The organism is Exilibacterium tricleocarpae (assembly GCF_007004655.1).
Lineage (GTDB): Bacteria > Pseudomonadota > Gammaproteobacteria > Pseudomonadales > Cellvibrionaceae > Exilibacterium > Exilibacterium tricleocarpae.
Window position 1 is genome coordinate 28393 of record NZ_ML660095.1, and the last position, 17820, is coordinate 46212.

The following is a 17820-nucleotide window of genomic DNA, read 5'->3' on the forward strand; positions in this document are numbered from 1 at the left end:
GGTATCCTGGGCTTCTTTCACCCTTTGTTTGACGCAAACCTCTCGCCGTGAATCCATCGTTTGACAGCGGTAACTCTTTGTTTTATTTAGACATTACTCCATTCGTTCCCATGAATGGAGATTAAAGCAAAGTTCGGCCTGCTTTATATTCCGTATCTGCACCATTTCTGATGTTGTACGTCACTGACGTATGAGGTCATGTATCATTAAACGAACAACGAAATTTCAAGGGCTAGAACTCAGACGGGGTTATCCCAGAGTGAGTTTGCACAAGCGCTACAGATATCTACTAGAACGCTCCAAGAGTGGGAGCAGGGCCGTCGATCGCCCTCAGGTTCAGCGAAAGCGCTCATTCGCATCGCCATGCGACACCCTGAAATCATCCGGGAGAGTTTTGAAAGTCTTAAGACGACGAAAGATGCTATGTCTAGCATGCTGGATCAGATGGCAGATTTGTTACTAGCCGGAGATGAAATAGCATTTTCAGATTTGGTGCGGGATTGGCACCGTAGCGAATATGAGTGCCAGTTAACACCAAAGCCTGTGGATGCGGATTCACGTAAGCTTGCGCTCAAAGCCAGTATTGTGGAGCGACTCGTAGAGGTGCTCAACATGCCACCACACAACGCTAATCAATCAGCTCCCCCCTGGACGAACTCGGTGAGTGGTTTTGGTGAGGTGGTGAAGCTCCAGAGCGACCGCCTGCTAGAGGATGAAGACTATTGCGAAGCCTTTGAAAAAAGAGGTTTCCTCGTTGCGAAAAATTTTATTTTTTTATCTAATGCTGGGTGGGCTGGCGGCAGATATGCCCGGTATTCATGCGCTGCTGGTCTTGGCGCTGTGCACCCTTGCCTTAAGCGCTCTCACCTTTACTTTGGTTAGAGAGTAAGTTTCCGGTTTCAGGTAGGCTCTAAGTTTCGCCATATTTACCGCGCTGCCGTTTGCTCCTGCCATAGCGGTATTGACCTCAACCATGACGCCATTTTCGCCCGACCGTCTTCCTCTTATCCGGAATGCACTAAATTTTTTAATTAACATTTTTTTACAATAAAGTGACGGTTGTTATTTAGTTTTTCGTATGAATCAGTAGATAGAAGCCCACTTCTGTTGTGGATTTAGAGGAATGAAAGTATTAGTCCTGTTTACATTTATCTACAATTATCACTATTCTTGTGTGATCAATATCTCATTTTCAGTGTCCAGCCTTCGATACCATGCGCCACTTAGTCGACACCCGCTTCGGGTGGCTGTTTATAAGTTGGGGTTGTTGTAGTGTCATGAAAATTTCTTTAACGAAGTCTTTATTCAGCGTATTACTCTGTGTAGCTTCCCTGCCTTCGGCGAGCGCGCTTGACAATGTTGTATCTGGAAAGCCGGTATCAACTTATTTTTCTGTCGGTACACCAGCAGCGCGGGCTGTCGATAATAATCTTGCCAACAATAGTGCCTGGTCGAGCGGACTGAAAAAACGTGCTGTTGAATTGACTATTGAGCTAAATGGTTTTTTTGAGGTGTCCAGTGCTGAGTTTCATGTTGGCAAAATCGTCGATGGTACACCTCGTTTTATCCCTGAAGTCTTTGAGCTGCAGTATTACGATGACTACTGTTGGGTGCCCGTTGAGAATGCGTCGTTTCGTGGGTTTGCCGGTGATAAAGCAGAAGCTAGCTTTGCACCAGTCATCACCGATCGCCTGCGGTATATTTCGGTAGATCCCGATGGCCATAACAACTTGCGTGAGCTGAAGGTTTTTGGCGTATCAACAGATGAGCCAGTGCTGAAAACGGGGCATTGTGAGACCGGCGGTAGAGTGATGGTTAGAGGTCCGCTTTTTGATGTCGCACGCTATTTGCCCGAGGACTACAATACGCCCGATGCCAGTGGTAATCCGAAAAAATGGCCGTTAGTTATTTCCATGCATGGTATTGGTGGTCAAATACTGGATGTGGCCCGTACCCGGGTGTTGGACGACAGCGGTAATAACGGTATTAAAGGCTTTCACAAGCAGTTGCTGGATGTCACGGACTATCCTGCGATAGTGTTGTCGCCCGCCTGTCATCCCAATACCGATCCCTGCTGGTTTGACCCTAAGAATATCCCTAACGCCATCAATCAGTTAACAAGAAAAGCCATACAGGAATACGCTGTAGATGAGGACAGGGTTTTTATCACCGGATTGAGCGGTGGTGGCAAAAGGGCGATTGAATCTGCGTTTATTGAACCGGAGTTATATGCCGGCATTGCACCTATTGCCTATAAACAGTCGCAGAGTAATATTTGTCAATACACCGCGTTTCACGTATCGGCATACGGTGGTAATCGTGATCTTCGCCATCCTCCCACGACATGGATTTCTACTCGCAATGCACTGAATACGACCTGCGGTGCGGGTGCTGATGAGCATTTTGAGGTGACAGTGATTAACGGCGGGAATCATAGCGGCAGTACGTGGGATACCGCTTACGCGAGTGCCGAGCTACAGGACTTTTTTATCACCAATACCAAGCTTATACAGGGCAACACCAAGCCCGTGGTCGATGCCGGGCCGGACAAAACGGTTTATATCTCACAAGGGAGCTTTACGCTACAAGCTGCTGCGACTGATGATGGAACAATCACCCGAACAGAATGGGAACAACTATCAGGCCCCGCCATTGAGCTTCTTGATACAAACACACTAACGCTGCGCGGATCAAATATTGTTTTAGGGGAATATGTGTTTCGGTTTACCGCATTTGATGAATTCAATGAGTCCGGCAGTGATGATGTGGTAGTTACGGTAGTCGATGATCCGGAGAATATGCCCCCGGTTATTAGGCTGGCGACGCAAAAAACGGTTGAATTGCCGGCTACGACTGTGATGCTCACAGCAGAGGTCATTGATCCTGACGGTATATTGAGCATGCAGTGGCAGCAGGTGTCTGGTGGCGTCGTCGGCTTGAATGGCCAGCAAAGCGAGGTGCTGAGTGTGTCCGGCCTACAGGAAGGTCGCTACGCTTTTACGCTAACCGCCACCGATTCGCTGGGCCTGAGTGCAACGGCCGGGATTGAGGTCAATGTCGTACGTAACGTGGTTTGGAGGAATGTCGCAGTAACTAAACCGGTCACTGCGAGTGCCACACAGGCAGGCGGTTATCGTCCGGAGCATATCACTGACGGCAACATCCAACCGAAAGCGCCGACCTGGGCTTCCGGTAAAGGCAATAACCGATATATCGAAGTTGACTTGTTGCAGCCCTATTCGTTGTCACGCATAGTTGTTCACAGTGGGTACAACCACACACGCTTTATTATGAAAAATTTTGACGTGAGGGTATACGATGGCGCGGCCTGGGTGCCGGTTGCCGGCGGTGAGTTTAGCGGCGGCACTAACGCTGATTATGAGGTAACGCTAACTTTTGACGAGTCGGTCGTTGCTCAAAAGGTGCGTCTATACTGCAACAATGCTTATGCGGAGAATTGTGTTCTACGTGAAGTGGAGCTGTTAACCACTGATAATATATCCCTTAATGATACCCTATGATTATTGATAGCAATACAGTTAGGTTCTTTTTGAACGCCCATGGCGATATCAACAAGTTTTAGGGTAGCTTGAGTTTTTCAAGTGTTGCCGATACCTTTCAACCATTGGGTTTTGCGGACAACTTCTGAATTAGAAAAAGCCGAGGATTGGTTATCTAAGGCTCTGAATATGCATAGGACGATATCAAGAGCAGGATAAATAGAATTTCTTAAAGGGTTTAATATGAAAAAGCTATATTTATTGCTGTTTCTCATCGTTCCTATGATTGGCAATTCCGTTGAACTCAAAGGTAGAGATAAAGTCACGGATACTGTTGCAGGCCATATTGAAGAAATTCTTACTTCGGCGGGGCTGACATCTGCATCAATAGCACGTGGGAGTGACACTCCCAAGGGGCAGGCGACTGTTATGTATGACTATTACTTAAAGCCAGATGCTCCAAATTGCAAAGTAGGGAAACAAATTGGTTCGCATATTTGTGCATGTCAGAGCTACAGTGATAGGCTCGCTTGTGCAAAAGCAACATACGGCTCAATCGGTGACGCAGCTATTGATTCAATTACTGACCCAGCTAAACGAAATGAATCAATCGTTGAAATGACTTCGGCTATTGAGATTGAAATAGCGGAAGCTGGTGTTAATAGGAATCAGTTAGCTCATGTGCCAATTGCCGGTCGTTATGCAGTTGACATCAAGCCAAGCTCTATCTCAGATAAAGAGAAGTTTAAACAAGCGGTGATGACACACCCAAATGTCATTAAAGAACGATTTTTCTACCCAGGCAAAATTGGCGGGCCGGCCGAAACAGCTTTCCATATCGAGTTTGTAGTGGATTAGCGAGGATATAAACTTGTGTATGGAGGTTGGCGCAGATAAATTACGCTGCACTCCAAATTCTGTACCGATTTTCACGCCTCGACCTAAAAGTGCAACAAGTTCATCTTTGATCTCGTAGTTTATAGTGATATCAACGATATCCACTCGAACGTCTTCAGCGCCTTTCCAAGTCACCAATAAATTACTTGGAGGAAGAATATCCGAGATTTTTTGATCGCGGTAGATAACACCGACCTCACTATCATTTAACTCAAACACATCTACATAGTCTTCAAGAAGCGCTCGGTACTGACGCACCAAAAACTTGAGCTTTGGGTGCTCGAGCCGTACAGAGGTAATATCAAACTTTTCTACTTTTAACTTTCGCCTAAAAGTAGACAATCGGTGTCGACCCGGACCAAGCACCTTTTGTAGCTTGTCGGCACCCTGATTTGTGCTCAGCCAATTGCTTTCGCTACTGGCCAATCGAATTCAAGGTTATGGACCTCTCGTAGATTTTTTTATCAAGAACCTAAATCTTGCGAGGACTCGAACCTCGGGGTCTCTCGGCCTTTGCCATAAGAATCGATTTACAGACGACGGTTGTTTTTTGGCAGGAATCGAACCTGCGACTTTTCGATTATGAGTCGATTGCTCTACCCAACTGAGCCACAAAAACAGTGGTAGCTTGTTCCCGCTTTCGAATTGGTACACAGCAAGTTAATAACGCTTGTGCCAGACTGGCCTACAGAACCAGTTCCGCTAATTCTTGGCGGAGATATAAACTTCTGTATGGAATACGACGTAAATAAATCACGCCGCTTTCCAAGTTCTTTTACCTGAAAATTGTTTTCCCAGGTATTCCATTTGATCCGCTAGTACTTTGTGTTGTGCTAAGTACATGGATTCAAATATATTTGGTCTAAAAGGTATGGCTAATAACTTCATACCCGCTTGTTCAGGTGTGCGGTCCGCTTTAAAGTGATTACACTTTCCACAGGCTGCAACAACATTTTCCCAAATATCTAATCCTCCTTGTGCACGCGGTACTACGTGATCTCGTGTCAATTCTACGTTACTAAATTTACTACCGCAGTACATACAGCGATAATTATCTCTGCGGAATAGCATTCGATTATTAAACCCGGAAACCAATTTTCTTCGATAGGTATCACCTCGAGTTGCAATAACGGGGCTAATTTCCAACGATGATTGTTTTCCGGTTAATCGGTTTGTTCCTCCGAAGATAACTAAACTTTTATCTCCTACTTCCCACTGCACCAAATTTTTAACATATAAAACGGCAGCTTCTTCCCGCGAAAGCCAAGAAGTCGGTGTGCCGGAGATATCTAAGCGCAATACTCTGCCCACTTCATTGCTCCTGCTGGTTGCTAAACTGGCGTCCCCGGTAGGATTCGAACCCACAGCCCACGGAGTAGAAATCCGTTGCGCTCTCCAGTTGCGCCACGAGGATGTTAGTGTTTTATAAATGTTGTCCCATCAGCAGAGTTGTAACCTCCTTTCGTGAGCTCTTCAGCTAATAGAACACGTTTATTGCGGTCGCTTTCTGTTACCACTACATAAGGTGGAAGTAATTTTTTTGTCCTAGCCCATGCTAAGACATGAGTACCGTTTTCCCGGCCATACAAATAAAAATCCACGGCTAATATGGATATTTGATTTTCCCTTAATGTTTTTTTCGCGGAGTTGCTATCACTGCAATAAATATCTGCGTGATAACACTCGCGTTTACTTAGTGCTATGCGCATGATGCTCTCCTTGATTGAGTGATTGAAAACACTTAGGGGTGACCGACGAGATTCGAACTCGCAAAGACCTGGATCACAGCCAGGGGCGTCTACCATTCCGCCACGGCCACACCTAAGTGTTCTCTTTTTTGAATTGGCACTCCCGGCTGGGTTCAAACCAGCATCACTTTGTTTCGAAGACAAGTGCTCTATCCATTGAGCTACGGAAGCAAAGAATTGGTCCGCCCGGTAGGACTTGAACCTACACCTGTCGGCTCGGCGTGCCCTTTGGGTATAAAAGGCCGATGCGCTACCATTACGCCACGAGCGGAAAAACAAAAAATAAATTGGCGCTCGATGCAGGATTCAAACCTGCATTACCGGCTTCGCACGCCAGCGTTTTCTTCTATTAAACTAATCGAGCAAATTGGGGCTCACGGACAGGATTTGAACCGTCATCATCTTCCTTACAAGGGAAGTGCTTTACCGTTAAGCGACGTGAGCATTCTTTTAAAAATAAAGTGGTAGACGTGAATGGACCGCGGCGGCGGACCGCTTGAACCACTGTATCCTGTGTGTAAAACAGGTGCTCTCCCATTGAGCTGCACGTCCATTAAATTGGTCCGGGTACTAGGATTCGAACCTAGGGCCTCTTGCTCCCAAAGCAAGCGCTCTTCGCAAACTGAGCTACACCCGGAAATAAAATAAATAAAAAAATTGGAGCGGCATCAGGGAATCGAACCCTGTTCCTCTGCTTGGAAGACAGGTACCTCACCATTCGGTCAATGCCGCAATTTAATTGGTCTAGGTGGTAGGATTTGAACCTACGGCCGCCCGGCTCCAAACCGGCCACGCTCACCAGACTGCGCTACACCCAGAATAACCTTTTGTTAAAACGAGTTTGGCGGTTCGTACGGGATTCAAACCCGTGATCCCTCGGCTGACAACCGAGTGCTTTAAATCTGGCTAAGCTAACGAACCGAAAATTGGTGGAGACCGTCGGATTAATTTGATTGGATCAAATTAAAACAGCTTTGCTGTCCGAAGGGTGAAAGCCAGGACGGCTTGAGTTAATCGAACCGACCTCACAATGCTTGCAAAGCATCGTCGCCCCCGTGGTACATGGGCCCCCGAAATTGGAGCACGAGGCCGGATTCAAACCGGCGTAATACGGGGTTTGCAATCCCGCGCATATTCTCTCTGCCACTCGTGCATAACTTTTAATTTGGCAGCAGCGCCAGGATTTGAACGGCACGGGCCGCCCCGCTGAAATATGTGAGTCAAAGTCACGTGTGTTGCCAGTTACACCACACTGCTTCTTAATTGGTCGTGGAGGGTGGGCTTGAACCACCAACATCGATTTTATGAAAATCGCATTTTGCCGATTAAACTACTCCACGAGTTTTGGTACAGGCGGTGAGATTCGAACTCACAAAAAAGCGATGTTTGAAAACGCCATGTCTGCCAATTGCAATCACGCCTGCATTAAAATGGTACCCAGCCCCAGAGTCGAACTGGGAACACCCTGGTTCTAAGCCAGGCGCCTCTGCCAATTGGGCTAGCTGGGCTTTAAATTGGTACTCCGAGCGAGAGTCGAACTCGCAACAAACCGATTTTAAGTCGGTCATGTCTTCCAATTGCATCATCGGAGCATTTGTTGGAAGAAGGTGGAGGAGTCGAACACCAGCCGTATCTCTACAACTCGCCGGTTTTCAAGACCGGTTGTCCGCCACTGGACCGCACCTTCCAAGTAATCAAATTGGCGGAAGCGAAGAGATTCGAACTCTTGAAGCAACTTTCGTCACTTGCCGGTTTAGCAAACCGGTGCCTTCACCGCTCGGCCACACTTCCATTTAAAATTGGTGGGGAAGGTAGGACCGCAGCGGCGGACCGTTCGAACCTACGTTTCAAAATTATCCTGATTTACAGTCAGGCCTCGTTGCCACTTGAGTACTTCCCATAAATTGGCTGCACAGGCAGGGATCGAACCTGCGACATCTCGCTTAACAGGCGAGTGCTTTACCACTCAGCTACTGTGCAATAAATTTGGTGTAGAGAACCGGAATTGAACCGGGATCTCCTGGGCTTCAACCAGGCGCTCTCGCCATTTGAGCTATCTCTACAAATTTGGTTGCGGGGAGCCGGCTGGGGTCGCACTCGACTTGCACCGACGTCACGGGCTTATGAAACCCGCATGATTCTGCTTCACTATCCCGCTTTTAATTGGCACGCCGAGTAGGATTTGAACCCACATCTTCTGGTTTTGGAGACCAACGCTTTTCCATTAAGCTATCGACGTAACACTTGGTGGACATGGCGGGATTAGAACGGGGCGGCCTTCCGTACGCGAAAGGAAACAACTGAGGCATTACTCTCAGCCAAGCTAATTACTTGGAAAACGCGCGCCAGCTGACACCCGCCGTAGAGCATCGAGCCTGCATCCTCAACCATGCGTAATAGCTTATTTCAGTAACCTCCGGTTTTACCCGGCTACCCTTAACCTAATCGTTTTTGGTAGTGGTTCTCCATTCTCGCCTGCATGCCCAAAAAATTGGTATCCCTAGCCGGACTCGAACCGGCGCTGCCTGATAGAAAGTCAGGAGTCCTCACCACTAGACCATAGGGACATTGGTTGGCAGAGTAGGTTTTCACCTACATCTACTCGGTTATCAGCCGAGGGCTTTGCTATTAAGCTACCTGCCAAAAAAAGCGACCACATTGTTAAAAAACCGATACCGTGTCGGTGGGTATCACACCTAAATAAAATTGTTTCCGCACATCCATTGCGCGTTTAGCAATTCCATTTGCTAGAAACAAAAATCGCAATCCGTGCGAGTACTACTCCATAAAGTTCCGCTTTAGCATCCAGCTTTCGCGAATTCGTTCTTCCTGAAACGAAAAAACCCCGATTGTTGCCAACCGGGGTTTCTCTAATTCACCGGAAGGCACAGCCTTCCGTTATTGAAAGCTGCTTACATTAGTTTGCTATCACCAAAAGTTATGCAGGGACGTTCTAGCCCACTGCGGAGTACATTTGTATCTATGGACGTTGTGGACCAGTCCGATAAATAAAAATGCTTGCTATGTTGCTGATAATTAAAATTCATAATTCTTTACTTACTGTTTTTGTTCGTGTTGCGAATCTGTTTTAAACGATACGTGCTGATTTTTTTCTTTGCAAATTTAATTTTTTTGTGATTTTTGGGTGTATTCCCGAACGTTATATAGCGTTATTTTTTTTAGGCCGAGCAATCCCCTGTTGCAACTTATGGCAAAATTACGAGAAGGGGGCATCGGAGAAAAATTGACTAAAATTCAAATTTTCCCTACCGGTTAAAACACGCTATTCATCTATAAAAAAATGTTCTAAGCCTCAATTAAAATAAATCTCTCTTTCCTGTTGATTTCCTAAATTTGGTGGCCCGTGAGAGAGTCGAAGCGAAGCGTCGCCCCGGTCTGTAACCGGCTTATGAGGCCAGCGTTCTAACCGTTGAACTAACGGCCCAATTTTTAAATTTTCATTTCCTTCAGGCGAAAAAAAACCCGAAAAGCGTATTTCGCCTTCCGGGTTTTCTGTATGAATACTTAAACTAAAGCTGGAAGGCCTATTGCCTACCAGATTCTTCGTCTAGCAGGCAAATTGTGGACGTGCGAGATCCTCCTGTGGATTACATATCATCCCGGGCGTCCAGATATAAAAACTGCCGTGCTTTGAACGTAGTAAAGTCATTACCGTCTCAAATTTGGTTTGCGCGTATTATAGGCTGGGAAGTCGTAAAATCAAGATTCGAGTTGCCGCCTAAATAAGGTTGACTCAATCAGGTGTTGGGCTGGTTCTGCTTTTAGACCCCGGGCGTCGACACTTGTTTAACCGCCGCTGCGGCTTTGATGATGTGGAGCCGCAGGTCAAACCGGAAAAACGGCGTCGACACTCTGTCGCCACTTTGAGGGCTCACTGTCTTTCGAGACCTTAGTGTGACTTCGCAACAATATGGTTTTTAAGGGGTTGTTTGGTGCCCAGAGGCGGAATCGAACCACCGACACGAGGATTTTCAGTCCACTGCTCTACCGACTGAGCTATCTGGGCAAAGAGCTTGACGCCTGCAGGATGCAAGGCCGACAAAGCTGAAGAGGCGCGTATTAAACCCGTTCAGCCGCCCCGAGTCAAGGCCGCCCGGGGCCATTTGCGGACTTATTGTTGCGGTGGCACATAGCCCTCTGCGGCGTCGTATTCCTCACCCGACAGGAACTTCTGCATTTGCTCGCTGAGGTAGGTGCGGGCGGTCATATCCATCATATTGAGGTGCTTTTCGTTGATCAGCATGGTCTGATGACGCATCCACTCCTGCCAGGCCTGGCGCGAGACATTGTCGAAAATATCCTGCCCCTTGGGGCCCGGGTACGGGGGAGCTTCCAGACCTTCCATCTGTTGCTGGTACTTGCGGCAAAATACGGTGCGGGACATGGGCGATACCTTTTGGTTGTCGACTGGCTGTTCGGGTTCGATCTCAGTCCGCGGGCTCGAGATCGGTGATGGGCTCGAGACCGGCGAGCTGCTCCAACAGGCGCTTGACCGGCGCCGCCAGCCCCAGGGCCTCGGGACGCCGAACGTTATACCAGACTGACCGACCCGCCGCCATGATCCGGTCCGGCTCCCGGTTCAGTTGCAGCAGCACCGGGGTAATGTCCAGGTGAAAGTGACTGAAGGTGTGCCGGTAACTGTCCCAGGTTTCGCGCTCGGCGAGCATCAGGTCGTGGTCGCGGCAATAGTCTTCCGGACTCTCCTCAGCGGGCAGCTCCGGAAAACTCCAGAGCCCGCCCCAAATACCCTGCGGCGGGCGCCGTTGCAGCAACAGCTCGCCGCCGGGATTGCGCAGCATCAGCATTTGTACCTGCCTGACGGGCAGTTCCTTCTTCGGTTTTTTACCCGGATAGTCGGCGGGGTTACCTTGCCGGTAAGCCTGGCAGCCGTCTTTGAGGGGGCACAAACCGCAGGCGGGTTTGCCGCGCGAGCAAAGCGTTGCCCCGAGGTCCATCATCGCCTGGGTGTAGTCACCGTTGCGGCGCTTTGGCGTGTAGGCCTCGGCATGCTCCCAAAGCTGCTTGAGCACACTGCTTTTGCCCGGCCAGCCGGACACCGCGTGAAAACGTGCCAGCACCCGTTTGACATTGCCGTCCAGTATCGGGGCGGACTTGCCGTAGGCAATACTGCAGATGGCCCCGGCAGTGGAGCGGCCGATACCCGGCAACTCACTCAGCTGCTCTACGGTGTCGGGGAATTCGCCGCCATATTGCTCTACCACCACCGCAGCGCAGCGGTGCAGGTTGCGCGCCCGCGCATAGTATCCCAGCCCGGTCCACAGGTGCAGCACCTCGTCGACCGGTGCGGCAGCCAGGGTGGCGACGGTCGGGAAGGTCTGCATAAAGCGCTCGAAATAGGGAATTACCGTATTCACCTGGGTCTGTTGCAGCATGATCTCGGAGACCCAGACGCGGTAAGCGTTGATATCCCGCTGCCAGGGCAGGTGCTTGCGCCCGTGCTGATCGAACCAGGCCAGTACGACTTTTGAGAACAATTGTGGTTGCATAGGCTGTGACGACATTGCCGACTGCGGCGCAGGTTGGTTGACGGCGGCCAGTGTGGATAGCTGTTTGATCGAGGTCAAGCCCGCAGCGCCTTTTCCCGATAAATGTTTGCTTATGAGAATAAGAATACTTATCATCTTTGCTTTTCGCGGCGCCGACCCGGCGTTGCGACATACTGCTTTGAAGTAAGGGGGCCATGGGTGATATACAGAGTGGGTAAAATACTGTTGGTCGGTGCGGTGGTCTGGCTGGCGGCCGCTTGTAGTGATAAGCGCAGTCCGCCCGAGGGGGATACGGGGCAGGCAGCGACCACGCTAGTTACCGTTTATTCAGCTCGCAAGGAGCACTTGATCAAGCCAATGTTCGATCGCTACACCGCCAACACCGGGGTCGAGATCCGCTATATCACCGACAAGGAAGGGCCGCTGCTGGCGCGCCTGGAGGCTGAAGGCGAGACCACCCCGGCCGATATGCTGATCACGGTGGACGCCGGCAACCTCTGGCAGGCCACCGAGCGCGGCGTGTTGCGCCAGGTCGACTCGCCGGCCCTTGCCGCCAATATTCCGCAACATCTGCGCGCCGCGGACAACACTTGGTTTGGCCTGTCTGTGCGCGCGCGCACCATCGTCTATTCCACCGAGCGGGTGGACCCGCAACAGCTCTCCACTTATGAGGATTTGACCGCCGAACCCTGGCGTGGGCGGTTGTGCCTGCGCACTTCGAAAAAGGTCTACAATCAGTCCCTGGTGGCGACCATGATCAATACGCTTGGTGAAGAGGCCACCGAGGCTGTGGTGGCCGGCTGGGTGGCCAATCTTGCCACCGATCCGTACTCGAGCGATACCAAGGTTATGGAGGCCATGGCGGCCGGACAGTGCGATGTGTCGATCGTCAATACTTATTATTTTGGCCGGCTGAAAAAGGAAAACCCGCAATTGCCGCTGGCGCTGTTCTGGCCCAACCAGGACGGACGCGGTGTGCATATCAATGTATCGGGCGCCGGTATTACCAAACACGCCAAGCAGCCGGCCGCCGCCGTTGCGTTGCTGGAGTGGTTGTCCAGTGCAGAGGCTCAGGGTAAGTTTGCCGAGCTGAATCAGGAGTATCCCGCCAATCCTGCGGTGGCACCGTCAGCTGAGGTGGCCTCCTGGGGTGAGTTCAAAGCTGACGACGTCAATGTCGAGGCGGCCGGCAGGCTCCAGGCCGCCGCGGTAAAACTGATGGATCGGGCGCAATACCGATAGGATCACCTGGAGCCATAGAACCGCCGTAATTGATAGAACGGCCTTACTCGAAAGGACCCGCCCTAATTGAAAGGACCGCCTTGACCGATACCGCCCTCAAACGGCCGGCTCTGCCGGCCGCTGCTTTGGCGCCGCCGCCCAATGGCCGGCTGTGGCGCCTGCCAGCTTGGTTGATGGCGGGCCTGGTATTGCTGCCGGTCAGCGTTATCGTATTGAGTTGGGGCAGCGCGCAGACCGAGGTCTGGCAACACCTGATCGCCACCCAATTGAGCCGCCTGCTGGGAAATACCCTGATCCTGGTGCTCGGCGTGGGTGTCTGGGTCATGGTGTTGGGGGTGAGTCTGGCCTGGTTTACCGCTACGTGTGAGTTCCCGGGCCGGCGCTGGCTCGATTGGGCATTGATGCTGCCGCTGGCGATACCCACGTATGTGGTGGCTTTTGTCGCCCTGGGGCTGCTGGGCTACAGCGGCCCGGTGCAGACGCTCTGGCGGCACTGGTTCGGGGCCGATGCCTGGTTTCCCGATATCCGCGGCGCCGGCGGCGTCGTGATGGTGATGACCACGGTGCTTTACCCCTATGTCTACATGCTGGCCAGGGCGGCGTTTTTGGCCCAGGGGCGGGGCTTGATGGATGCCTCGCGATTGCTCGGCAACGGCCCCTGGTCCAGCTTTCTGCGGGTGGCGCTGCCGATGGCGCGCCCGGCCATTGTGGCCGGCACCGCACTGGCGTTGATGGAGTGTCTGGCGGACTTCGGCGCGGTATCGGTTTTGAATTACGACACCTTCACCACCGCTATCTACAAATCCTGGTTTGGCTTTTTTAACCTGCAGGCGGCGGCACAACTGGCTTCATTGTTACTGCTGTTTGTCTTTGCCGCACTCTACGCCGAGCAGCGCGCCCGCGGCAGCGGCCGCATCCACCAGCAGCCCCGCCGCACTCGCACGGCCTATCAATTGACCGGCTGGCGGGGTCTGCTGGTCAGCGCTTATTGCACCAGTGTGGTGGTGCTGGCGTTTGTGGTGCCGGTGTTGCAGTTGCTGGTGTGGGTATTCGAAACCCGCGCGACCGGCCTTGATTCCCGCTACGGCGCCCTGATCCTCCGCACCTTCACCCTGGGGGGCAGCGCGGCGCTGATAACCGTGGCGATCGCAGTATTGGTGGCCTATGGCCAGCGGGTGTCGGGACGGCTTGGGATCAGTACCTCCGTGCGGCTCGCCGGCCTCGGCTATGCCCTGCCCGGCTCGGTGCTGGCGGTGGGTATCCTGCTGGCGTTTGCATATATCGACCGGCAGTTGATCAATCCGCTGCGCCTGTTGCTGGAGTTGCCGCCGGCGCAGATTCTGGTGGGCAGTGTCGCAGCGCTGGTGTTGGCCTATGTGATTCGCTTTTTCTCTGTCGCCGTGGGGCCGGTACAGGCCGGACTCGAACGGATCAAGCCGCATTTTCAGGAGGCGGCCCATACACTTGGTGCCGGTCAGTGGCGGGTATTGCGGCGCATCTATCTGCCGCTGCTGGCACCGGGCCTGCTGACCGCGCTGTTGCTGGTGCTGGTTGACACCATGAAGGAGATGCCGGCCACGTTGCTGCTGCGGCCGTTTGGCTGGGATACGCTGGCGGTGCGGGTCTTCGAGCTGACCTCCGAGGGCGAGTGGCAGCGGGCGGCGCTGCCGGCGCTGACGCTGGTATTGTTGAGCATCCCGCCGGTCGTCATTATGGTGCGGCGTTCGCGCGCTGTTTAGCACTGCAAATCGTCATTGATTCGGATTATAAACTCGCTACAATAGCGGCGTTATTCCACTATTGGAAACAGTGTGATCACTATCGGAAACTCGGACGGCTAACGGCTAACGGCTAACGGCTAACGGCTAACGGCTAACGGCTAACGGCTAACGGTCGCACCCGGCATCGACTCACTGGGAGTGGCTGCCGGCGATATAAAGTGTCAGCTGCCAGCGCCGTAAAATCAGGTACCTCTCATGGGCAACAAAACAGTCTTATTCGAGACCCACCAGGAAATGCAGGGCAAAATGGTGGATTTTGGCGGTTGGGACATGCCGCTCAACTACGGCTCGCAGATCGAGGAGCACCACCAGGTCAGACGCCACGCCGGTATGTTCGACGTATCCCATATGACTATCGTGGATGTCACCGGCTCCCAGAGTAAAGCTTACCTCCGACACCTGTTAGCCAACGACGTCGAGAAGCTCGGGGGTGAACCCGGCAAGGCCCTTTACAGCGCCATGCTCAACGACAGCGGCGGGGTTATCGACGATTTGATCGTCTACCATATGGGCGGTTGGTACCGGACCGTGGTAAATTGCGCCACGCGGGAAAAGGACCTGGCCTGGATGCGACGCCAGGCCGACGGCTTCGACGTCGCCATCAACGAGCGCCCGGAGCTGGCGATGATTGCCGTACAGGGACCTGAGGCTATCGGCCATGTCGGTGCCGTGACCTCCGCAGCCCGGTCTGCAGCCAGTGCCGGACTCAGTGTTTTCCAAGGCGTGCAGGTAGAGGAGTGGTTTATCGCCCGCACCGGCTACACGGGGGAGGACGGCCTGGAGGTTATTCTGCCCGAGGCGGACGCCGAGGCATTCTGGCGTGCGCTGGCGCAGCGGGGTGTGGTGCCCTGTGGGCTGGCGGCACGGGACACCCTGCGTTTGGAGGCCGGTATGAATTTATACGGCAACGAGATGGACGAGTCGATATCGCCACTGGCGGCCAATATGGCCTGGACCCTGGCCTGGGAGCCGCAGACGCGCGACTTTGTCGGTCGTGCCGCGGTGCTGGCGGAGCGGCAGCGGCAGCCGAGCCACAAGCTGGTGGGGCTGGTGTTGGAGGGGCGCGGCGTATTGCGGGCCGGGCAGGCGGTAATCGTCGACGCGGCAGCGCAGGCACCAGCCAAAGGTGTGGTTACCAGTGGCACCTATTCGCCGACACTCGGGTTTTCTATCGCCCTGGCACGGGTGCCGGTTGAAGTCGGGGACACATGTCTGGTAGAAATGCGCAACAAGCAGGTAGCGGTGAAAGTGGTGAAGCCCGGTTTTGTACGCCACGGTCAATCTTTGCTTTAATCTACTGAGCGCCGCGCTCCTGTGGCCCACGTAGACCGGAGCCACATAAAGCTGTAGCTCCAGCGAAGCAGTAGTTCCGGCGAAAGGCGCGTCTTTAAGTGAAAACAGTTTCAGCGAAGCCGTAGCTGCAAGGAAACATTAACCCGAATAATGAAGCAGTAGCGCCAAGATAAGAGTGCACTGATTAAGTTGATTGTTTGAGGACTAACAAATGAGCGAGATTCGTACGGAGTTAAAATATCTGGCCAGCCACGAGTGGGCCCGGGTGGAAGAGGACGGCAGTGTGACCATCGGCATTACCGACCACGCCCAGGACAGCCTGGGTGATGTCGTCTATGTGGAAGCGCCTGAGGTCGGCAGCACCGTCAGCGTCGGCGAGGAGGCCGGGGTTGTGGAATCGGTGAAGGCCGCCTCGGATATTTATTCACTGGTGTCCGGTGAAGTGATCGCCGTCAATGAAGCGCTCGAGGACGCGCCGGAAACCGTCAACGCATCACCCTACGATGATGGTTGGTTTTTTAAAGTGAAGCCCAGCGATATCAGCGAGTTGGAAAATGCGCTCGATGCCGATGCCTACCGGGAGATCGCCGAGGCGGACGAGTAAGCTCACCCGCCCGCTTGACTCTCAGCCCACCCATGTCGCCATCGCCGTTGATCCTGAAAAGCCAGGCGGATAAACGCCTGAAGCGCGGTCACCTGTGGATTTATTCCAATGAGGTGGACACCGCCAAAAGTCCCCTGAAAGCGTTTGCACCGGGCCAGCAGGCACAGGTATTAAACAGCCGCGGCCAGTGCCTCGGTGTGGCGACTGTCAATCCCAATACGCTGATCTGCGCTCGCCTGGTCAGCCGCGACGGCGACCGGCCACTGACTCGCGCACTGTTGCTGCGCCGCCTCGAGCAGGCGCTGGCGTTGCGAAGTCAATGGTTCACCGCACCTTTTTATCGGCTGGTGTTTGGCGATTCCGATCTCTTGCCGGGGTTGGTGGTGGATCGGTTTGGCGAGATTCTGGTAGTGCAGATTGCCACCGCCGGTATGGAGCGGGTCAAAGACGAGGTGGTCGGTGCACTGCAGCAGTGTCTTAAGCCCAAGGGTATCCTGCTGCGCAACGATCATTCGGCCAGAGACCTGGAAGCGCTGCCGGCCTATGTCGAGACTGTCGGTGAAGTACCCGAAGTGGTGGAATTGCAGGAAAACGCCGCCCGCTTCCTGGCGCCGATAGCGGCGGGACAGAAAACCGGCTGGTTTTACGATCACCGGCTCAACCGCGCCCACTTGCAGGGCTGCGCCGGCGGCAAGCGGGTGCTGGATGTGTTTTCCTATATCGGCGGCTGGGGTATCCAGGCGGCCTGCGGCGGTGCCGATCAGGTAGTCTGTGTCGATGCCTCGCAACAGGCACTGGATTGGGTGGGGGAGAACGCCGCCCTCAACGGTGTCGGCGATCGCGTGCAAACCCGGGCCGGTAAGGCCATAGCGGTGATGAAACAATTGCTCGACGAGGGCGAGCGTTTCGATATTGTGGTGCTGGACCCGCCGGCGTTTATCAAGCGTCGCAAAGACCAGAAAGCCGGCGCCGCCGCCTACCGGCATATCAATGAACTGGGCATGCGGTTGTTGCAGCGCGACGGCCTGCTGGTGTCGGCTTCCTGTTCCATGCACCTGGAGCGGCAGGCGCTGACCGATATTATTCGCGGCGCCGGCCGCCATCTCGACCGGCACGTGCAACTGGTCTACCAGGGTGGGCAGGGACCCGACCACCCGGTGCATCCGGCGATTGTGGAAACGGATTACCTGAAAGCTGCTTTTGTGCGGGTAGTGGCGGCCTAGACGC

General features: G+C 53.0%; 12 protein-coding genes, 24 tRNA genes and 1 pseudogene. 9 read left to right on the plus strand and 28 right to left on the minus strand.

Annotation, left to right across the window (positions count from 1 at the left end; translation table 11 throughout):
- Nucleotides 1-222: 222 nt before the first annotated feature.
- The 4 genes and pseudogenes from FKG94_RS29570 to FKG94_RS14700 form a co-directional block, all read left to right on the plus strand.
- Nucleotides 223-327, plus strand: a pseudogene (locus tag FKG94_RS29570) (helix-turn-helix domain-containing protein); the annotation flags it as partial.
- Nucleotides 328-423: 96 nt separating this feature from the next.
- Nucleotides 424-882: a hypothetical protein gene (locus tag FKG94_RS14690; protein ID WP_246125177.1), complete on the plus strand. Its 459-nt coding sequence runs from the start codon at nt 424-426 to the stop codon at nt 880-882.
- A gap of 395 nt (nt 883-1277) precedes the next feature.
- The gene (locus FKG94_RS14695; protein WP_179957661.1) at nt 1278-3521 is read left to right on the plus strand and encodes a PKD domain-containing protein; all 2244 of its coding nucleotides are present in this window, start codon (nt 1278-1280) and stop codon (nt 3519-3521) included.
- 222 nt (nt 3522-3743) lie between these two features.
- Nucleotides 3744-4358, plus strand: coding sequence for a hypothetical protein (locus tag FKG94_RS14700; protein ID WP_142905101.1), 615 nt, complete (start codon nt 3744-3746; stop codon nt 4356-4358).
- 583 nt (nt 4359-4941) lie between these two features.
- On the opposite strand, the gene FKG94_RS14705 is transcribed toward FKG94_RS14700, so the two are convergent.
- The 28 genes from FKG94_RS14705 to mutY all read right to left on the minus strand — a co-directional run bounded on the left by FKG94_RS14705 (nt 4942) and on the right by mutY (nt 11688).
- Nucleotides 4942-5016 (minus strand) — tRNA-Met (locus tag FKG94_RS14705).
- Between the two features lie 134 nt (nt 5017-5150).
- Complete coding sequence (locus FKG94_RS14710; protein WP_142905102.1) at nt 5151-5708, minus strand: HNH endonuclease; 558 nt, start codon at nt 5706-5708, stop codon at nt 5151-5153.
- A 104-nt stretch (nt 5709-5812) separates the two neighbouring features.
- Nucleotides 5813-6106: a response regulator gene (locus FKG94_RS14720; RefSeq protein WP_142905103.1), complete on the minus strand. Its 294-nt coding sequence runs from the start codon at nt 6104-6106 to the stop codon at nt 5813-5815.
- Nucleotides 6107-6143: 37 nt separating this feature from the next.
- A tRNA-His gene (locus FKG94_RS14725) sits at nt 6144-6216 on the minus strand.
- Nucleotides 6217-6240: 24 nt separating this feature from the next.
- Nucleotides 6241-6316: transfer RNA gene (locus FKG94_RS14730), tRNA-Arg, on the minus strand.
- A gap of 7 nt (nt 6317-6323) precedes the next feature.
- Nucleotides 6324-6416 (minus strand) — tRNA-OTHER (locus FKG94_RS14735).
- Nucleotides 6417-6433: 17 nt separating this feature from the next.
- A tRNA-Arg gene (locus FKG94_RS14740) sits at nt 6434-6509 on the minus strand.
- Nucleotides 6510-6513: 4 nt separating this feature from the next.
- Nucleotides 6514-6589: transfer RNA gene (locus FKG94_RS14745), tRNA-Thr, on the minus strand.
- A gap of 18 nt (nt 6590-6607) precedes the next feature.
- Nucleotides 6608-6697 (minus strand) — tRNA-Val (locus FKG94_RS14750).
- A gap of 7 nt (nt 6698-6704) precedes the next feature.
- A tRNA-Pro gene (locus FKG94_RS14755) sits at nt 6705-6782 on the minus strand.
- A gap of 21 nt (nt 6783-6803) precedes the next feature.
- Nucleotides 6804-6877, minus strand: a tRNA-Gly gene (locus tag FKG94_RS14760).
- Nucleotides 6878-6885: 8 nt separating this feature from the next.
- Nucleotides 6886-6963, minus strand: a tRNA-Pro gene (locus FKG94_RS14765).
- 24 nt (nt 6964-6987) lie between these two features.
- Nucleotides 6988-7066: transfer RNA gene (locus FKG94_RS14770), tRNA-Asp, on the minus strand.
- Nucleotides 7067-7222: 156 nt separating this feature from the next.
- A tRNA-Cys gene (locus tag FKG94_RS14775) sits at nt 7223-7298 on the minus strand.
- A 13-nt stretch (nt 7299-7311) separates the two neighbouring features.
- Nucleotides 7312-7402, minus strand: a tRNA-Gln gene (locus FKG94_RS14780).
- Nucleotides 7403-7409: 7 nt separating this feature from the next.
- A tRNA-Met gene (locus FKG94_RS14785) sits at nt 7410-7485 on the minus strand.
- Nucleotides 7486-7490: 5 nt separating this feature from the next.
- A tRNA-Leu gene (locus FKG94_RS14790) sits at nt 7491-7569 on the minus strand.
- A 7-nt stretch (nt 7570-7576) separates the two neighbouring features.
- A tRNA-Leu gene (locus FKG94_RS14795) sits at nt 7577-7653 on the minus strand.
- Between the two features lie 7 nt (nt 7654-7660).
- Nucleotides 7661-7737: transfer RNA gene (locus tag FKG94_RS14800), tRNA-Leu, on the minus strand.
- Nucleotides 7738-7845: 108 nt separating this feature from the next.
- Nucleotides 7846-7936 (minus strand) — tRNA-Ser (locus FKG94_RS14805).
- A gap of 114 nt (nt 7937-8050) precedes the next feature.
- Nucleotides 8051-8125 (minus strand) — tRNA-Asn (locus FKG94_RS14810).
- 7 nt (nt 8126-8132) lie between these two features.
- A tRNA-Phe gene (locus FKG94_RS14815) sits at nt 8133-8208 on the minus strand.
- 101 nt (nt 8209-8309) lie between these two features.
- A tRNA-Trp gene (locus FKG94_RS14820) sits at nt 8310-8384 on the minus strand.
- Nucleotides 8385-8637: 253 nt separating this feature from the next.
- Nucleotides 8638-8712, minus strand: a tRNA-Glu gene (locus FKG94_RS14825).
- 2 nt (nt 8713-8714) lie between these two features.
- Nucleotides 8715-8788: transfer RNA gene (locus tag FKG94_RS14830), tRNA-Ile, on the minus strand.
- Between the two features lie 1308 nt (nt 8789-10096).
- Nucleotides 10097-10172: transfer RNA gene (locus FKG94_RS14835), tRNA-Phe, on the minus strand.
- A gap of 105 nt (nt 10173-10277) precedes the next feature.
- Nucleotides 10278-10550, minus strand: a complete 273-nt coding sequence (locus tag FKG94_RS14840) for an oxidative damage protection protein (protein ID WP_142905104.1) — start codon at nt 10548-10550, stop codon at nt 10278-10280.
- Nucleotides 10551-10593: 43 nt separating this feature from the next.
- Nucleotides 10594-11688 (minus strand): A/G-specific adenine glycosylase, encoded by a 1095-nt coding sequence (gene mutY, locus FKG94_RS14845; RefSeq protein ID WP_142905292.1) that lies wholly within the window; start codon nt 11686-11688, stop codon nt 10594-10596.
- 195 nt (nt 11689-11883) lie between these two features.
- On the opposite strand from mutY, the gene FKG94_RS14850 reads away from it, so the two are divergent.
- The 5 genes from FKG94_RS14850 to FKG94_RS14870 all read left to right on the plus strand — a co-directional run bounded on the left by FKG94_RS14850 (nt 11884) and on the right by FKG94_RS14870 (nt 17816).
- On the plus strand, nt 11884-12915 hold the full coding sequence (locus FKG94_RS14850; RefSeq protein WP_246125179.1) for an extracellular solute-binding protein: 1032 nt from the start codon (nt 11884-11886) through the stop codon (nt 12913-12915).
- An 80-nt stretch (nt 12916-12995) separates the two neighbouring features.
- The gene (locus FKG94_RS14855) at nt 12996-14654 is read left to right on the plus strand and encodes an ABC transporter permease (RefSeq protein ID WP_246125182.1); all 1659 of its coding nucleotides are present in this window, start codon (nt 12996-12998) and stop codon (nt 14652-14654) included.
- Nucleotides 14655-14891: 237 nt separating this feature from the next.
- Complete coding sequence (gcvT, locus tag FKG94_RS14860) at nt 14892-15989, plus strand: glycine cleavage system aminomethyltransferase GcvT (protein WP_142905106.1); 1098 nt, start codon at nt 14892-14894, stop codon at nt 15987-15989.
- A 211-nt stretch (nt 15990-16200) separates the two neighbouring features.
- Nucleotides 16201-16593: a glycine cleavage system protein GcvH gene (gene gcvH / locus FKG94_RS14865; RefSeq protein WP_142905107.1), complete on the plus strand. Its 393-nt coding sequence runs from the start codon at nt 16201-16203 to the stop codon at nt 16591-16593.
- A gap of 32 nt (nt 16594-16625) precedes the next feature.
- The gene (locus FKG94_RS14870; protein ID WP_142905108.1) at nt 16626-17816 is read left to right on the plus strand and encodes a class I SAM-dependent rRNA methyltransferase; all 1191 of its coding nucleotides are present in this window, start codon (nt 16626-16628) and stop codon (nt 17814-17816) included.
- The last annotated feature ends 4 nt before the right edge of the window (nt 17817-17820 follow it).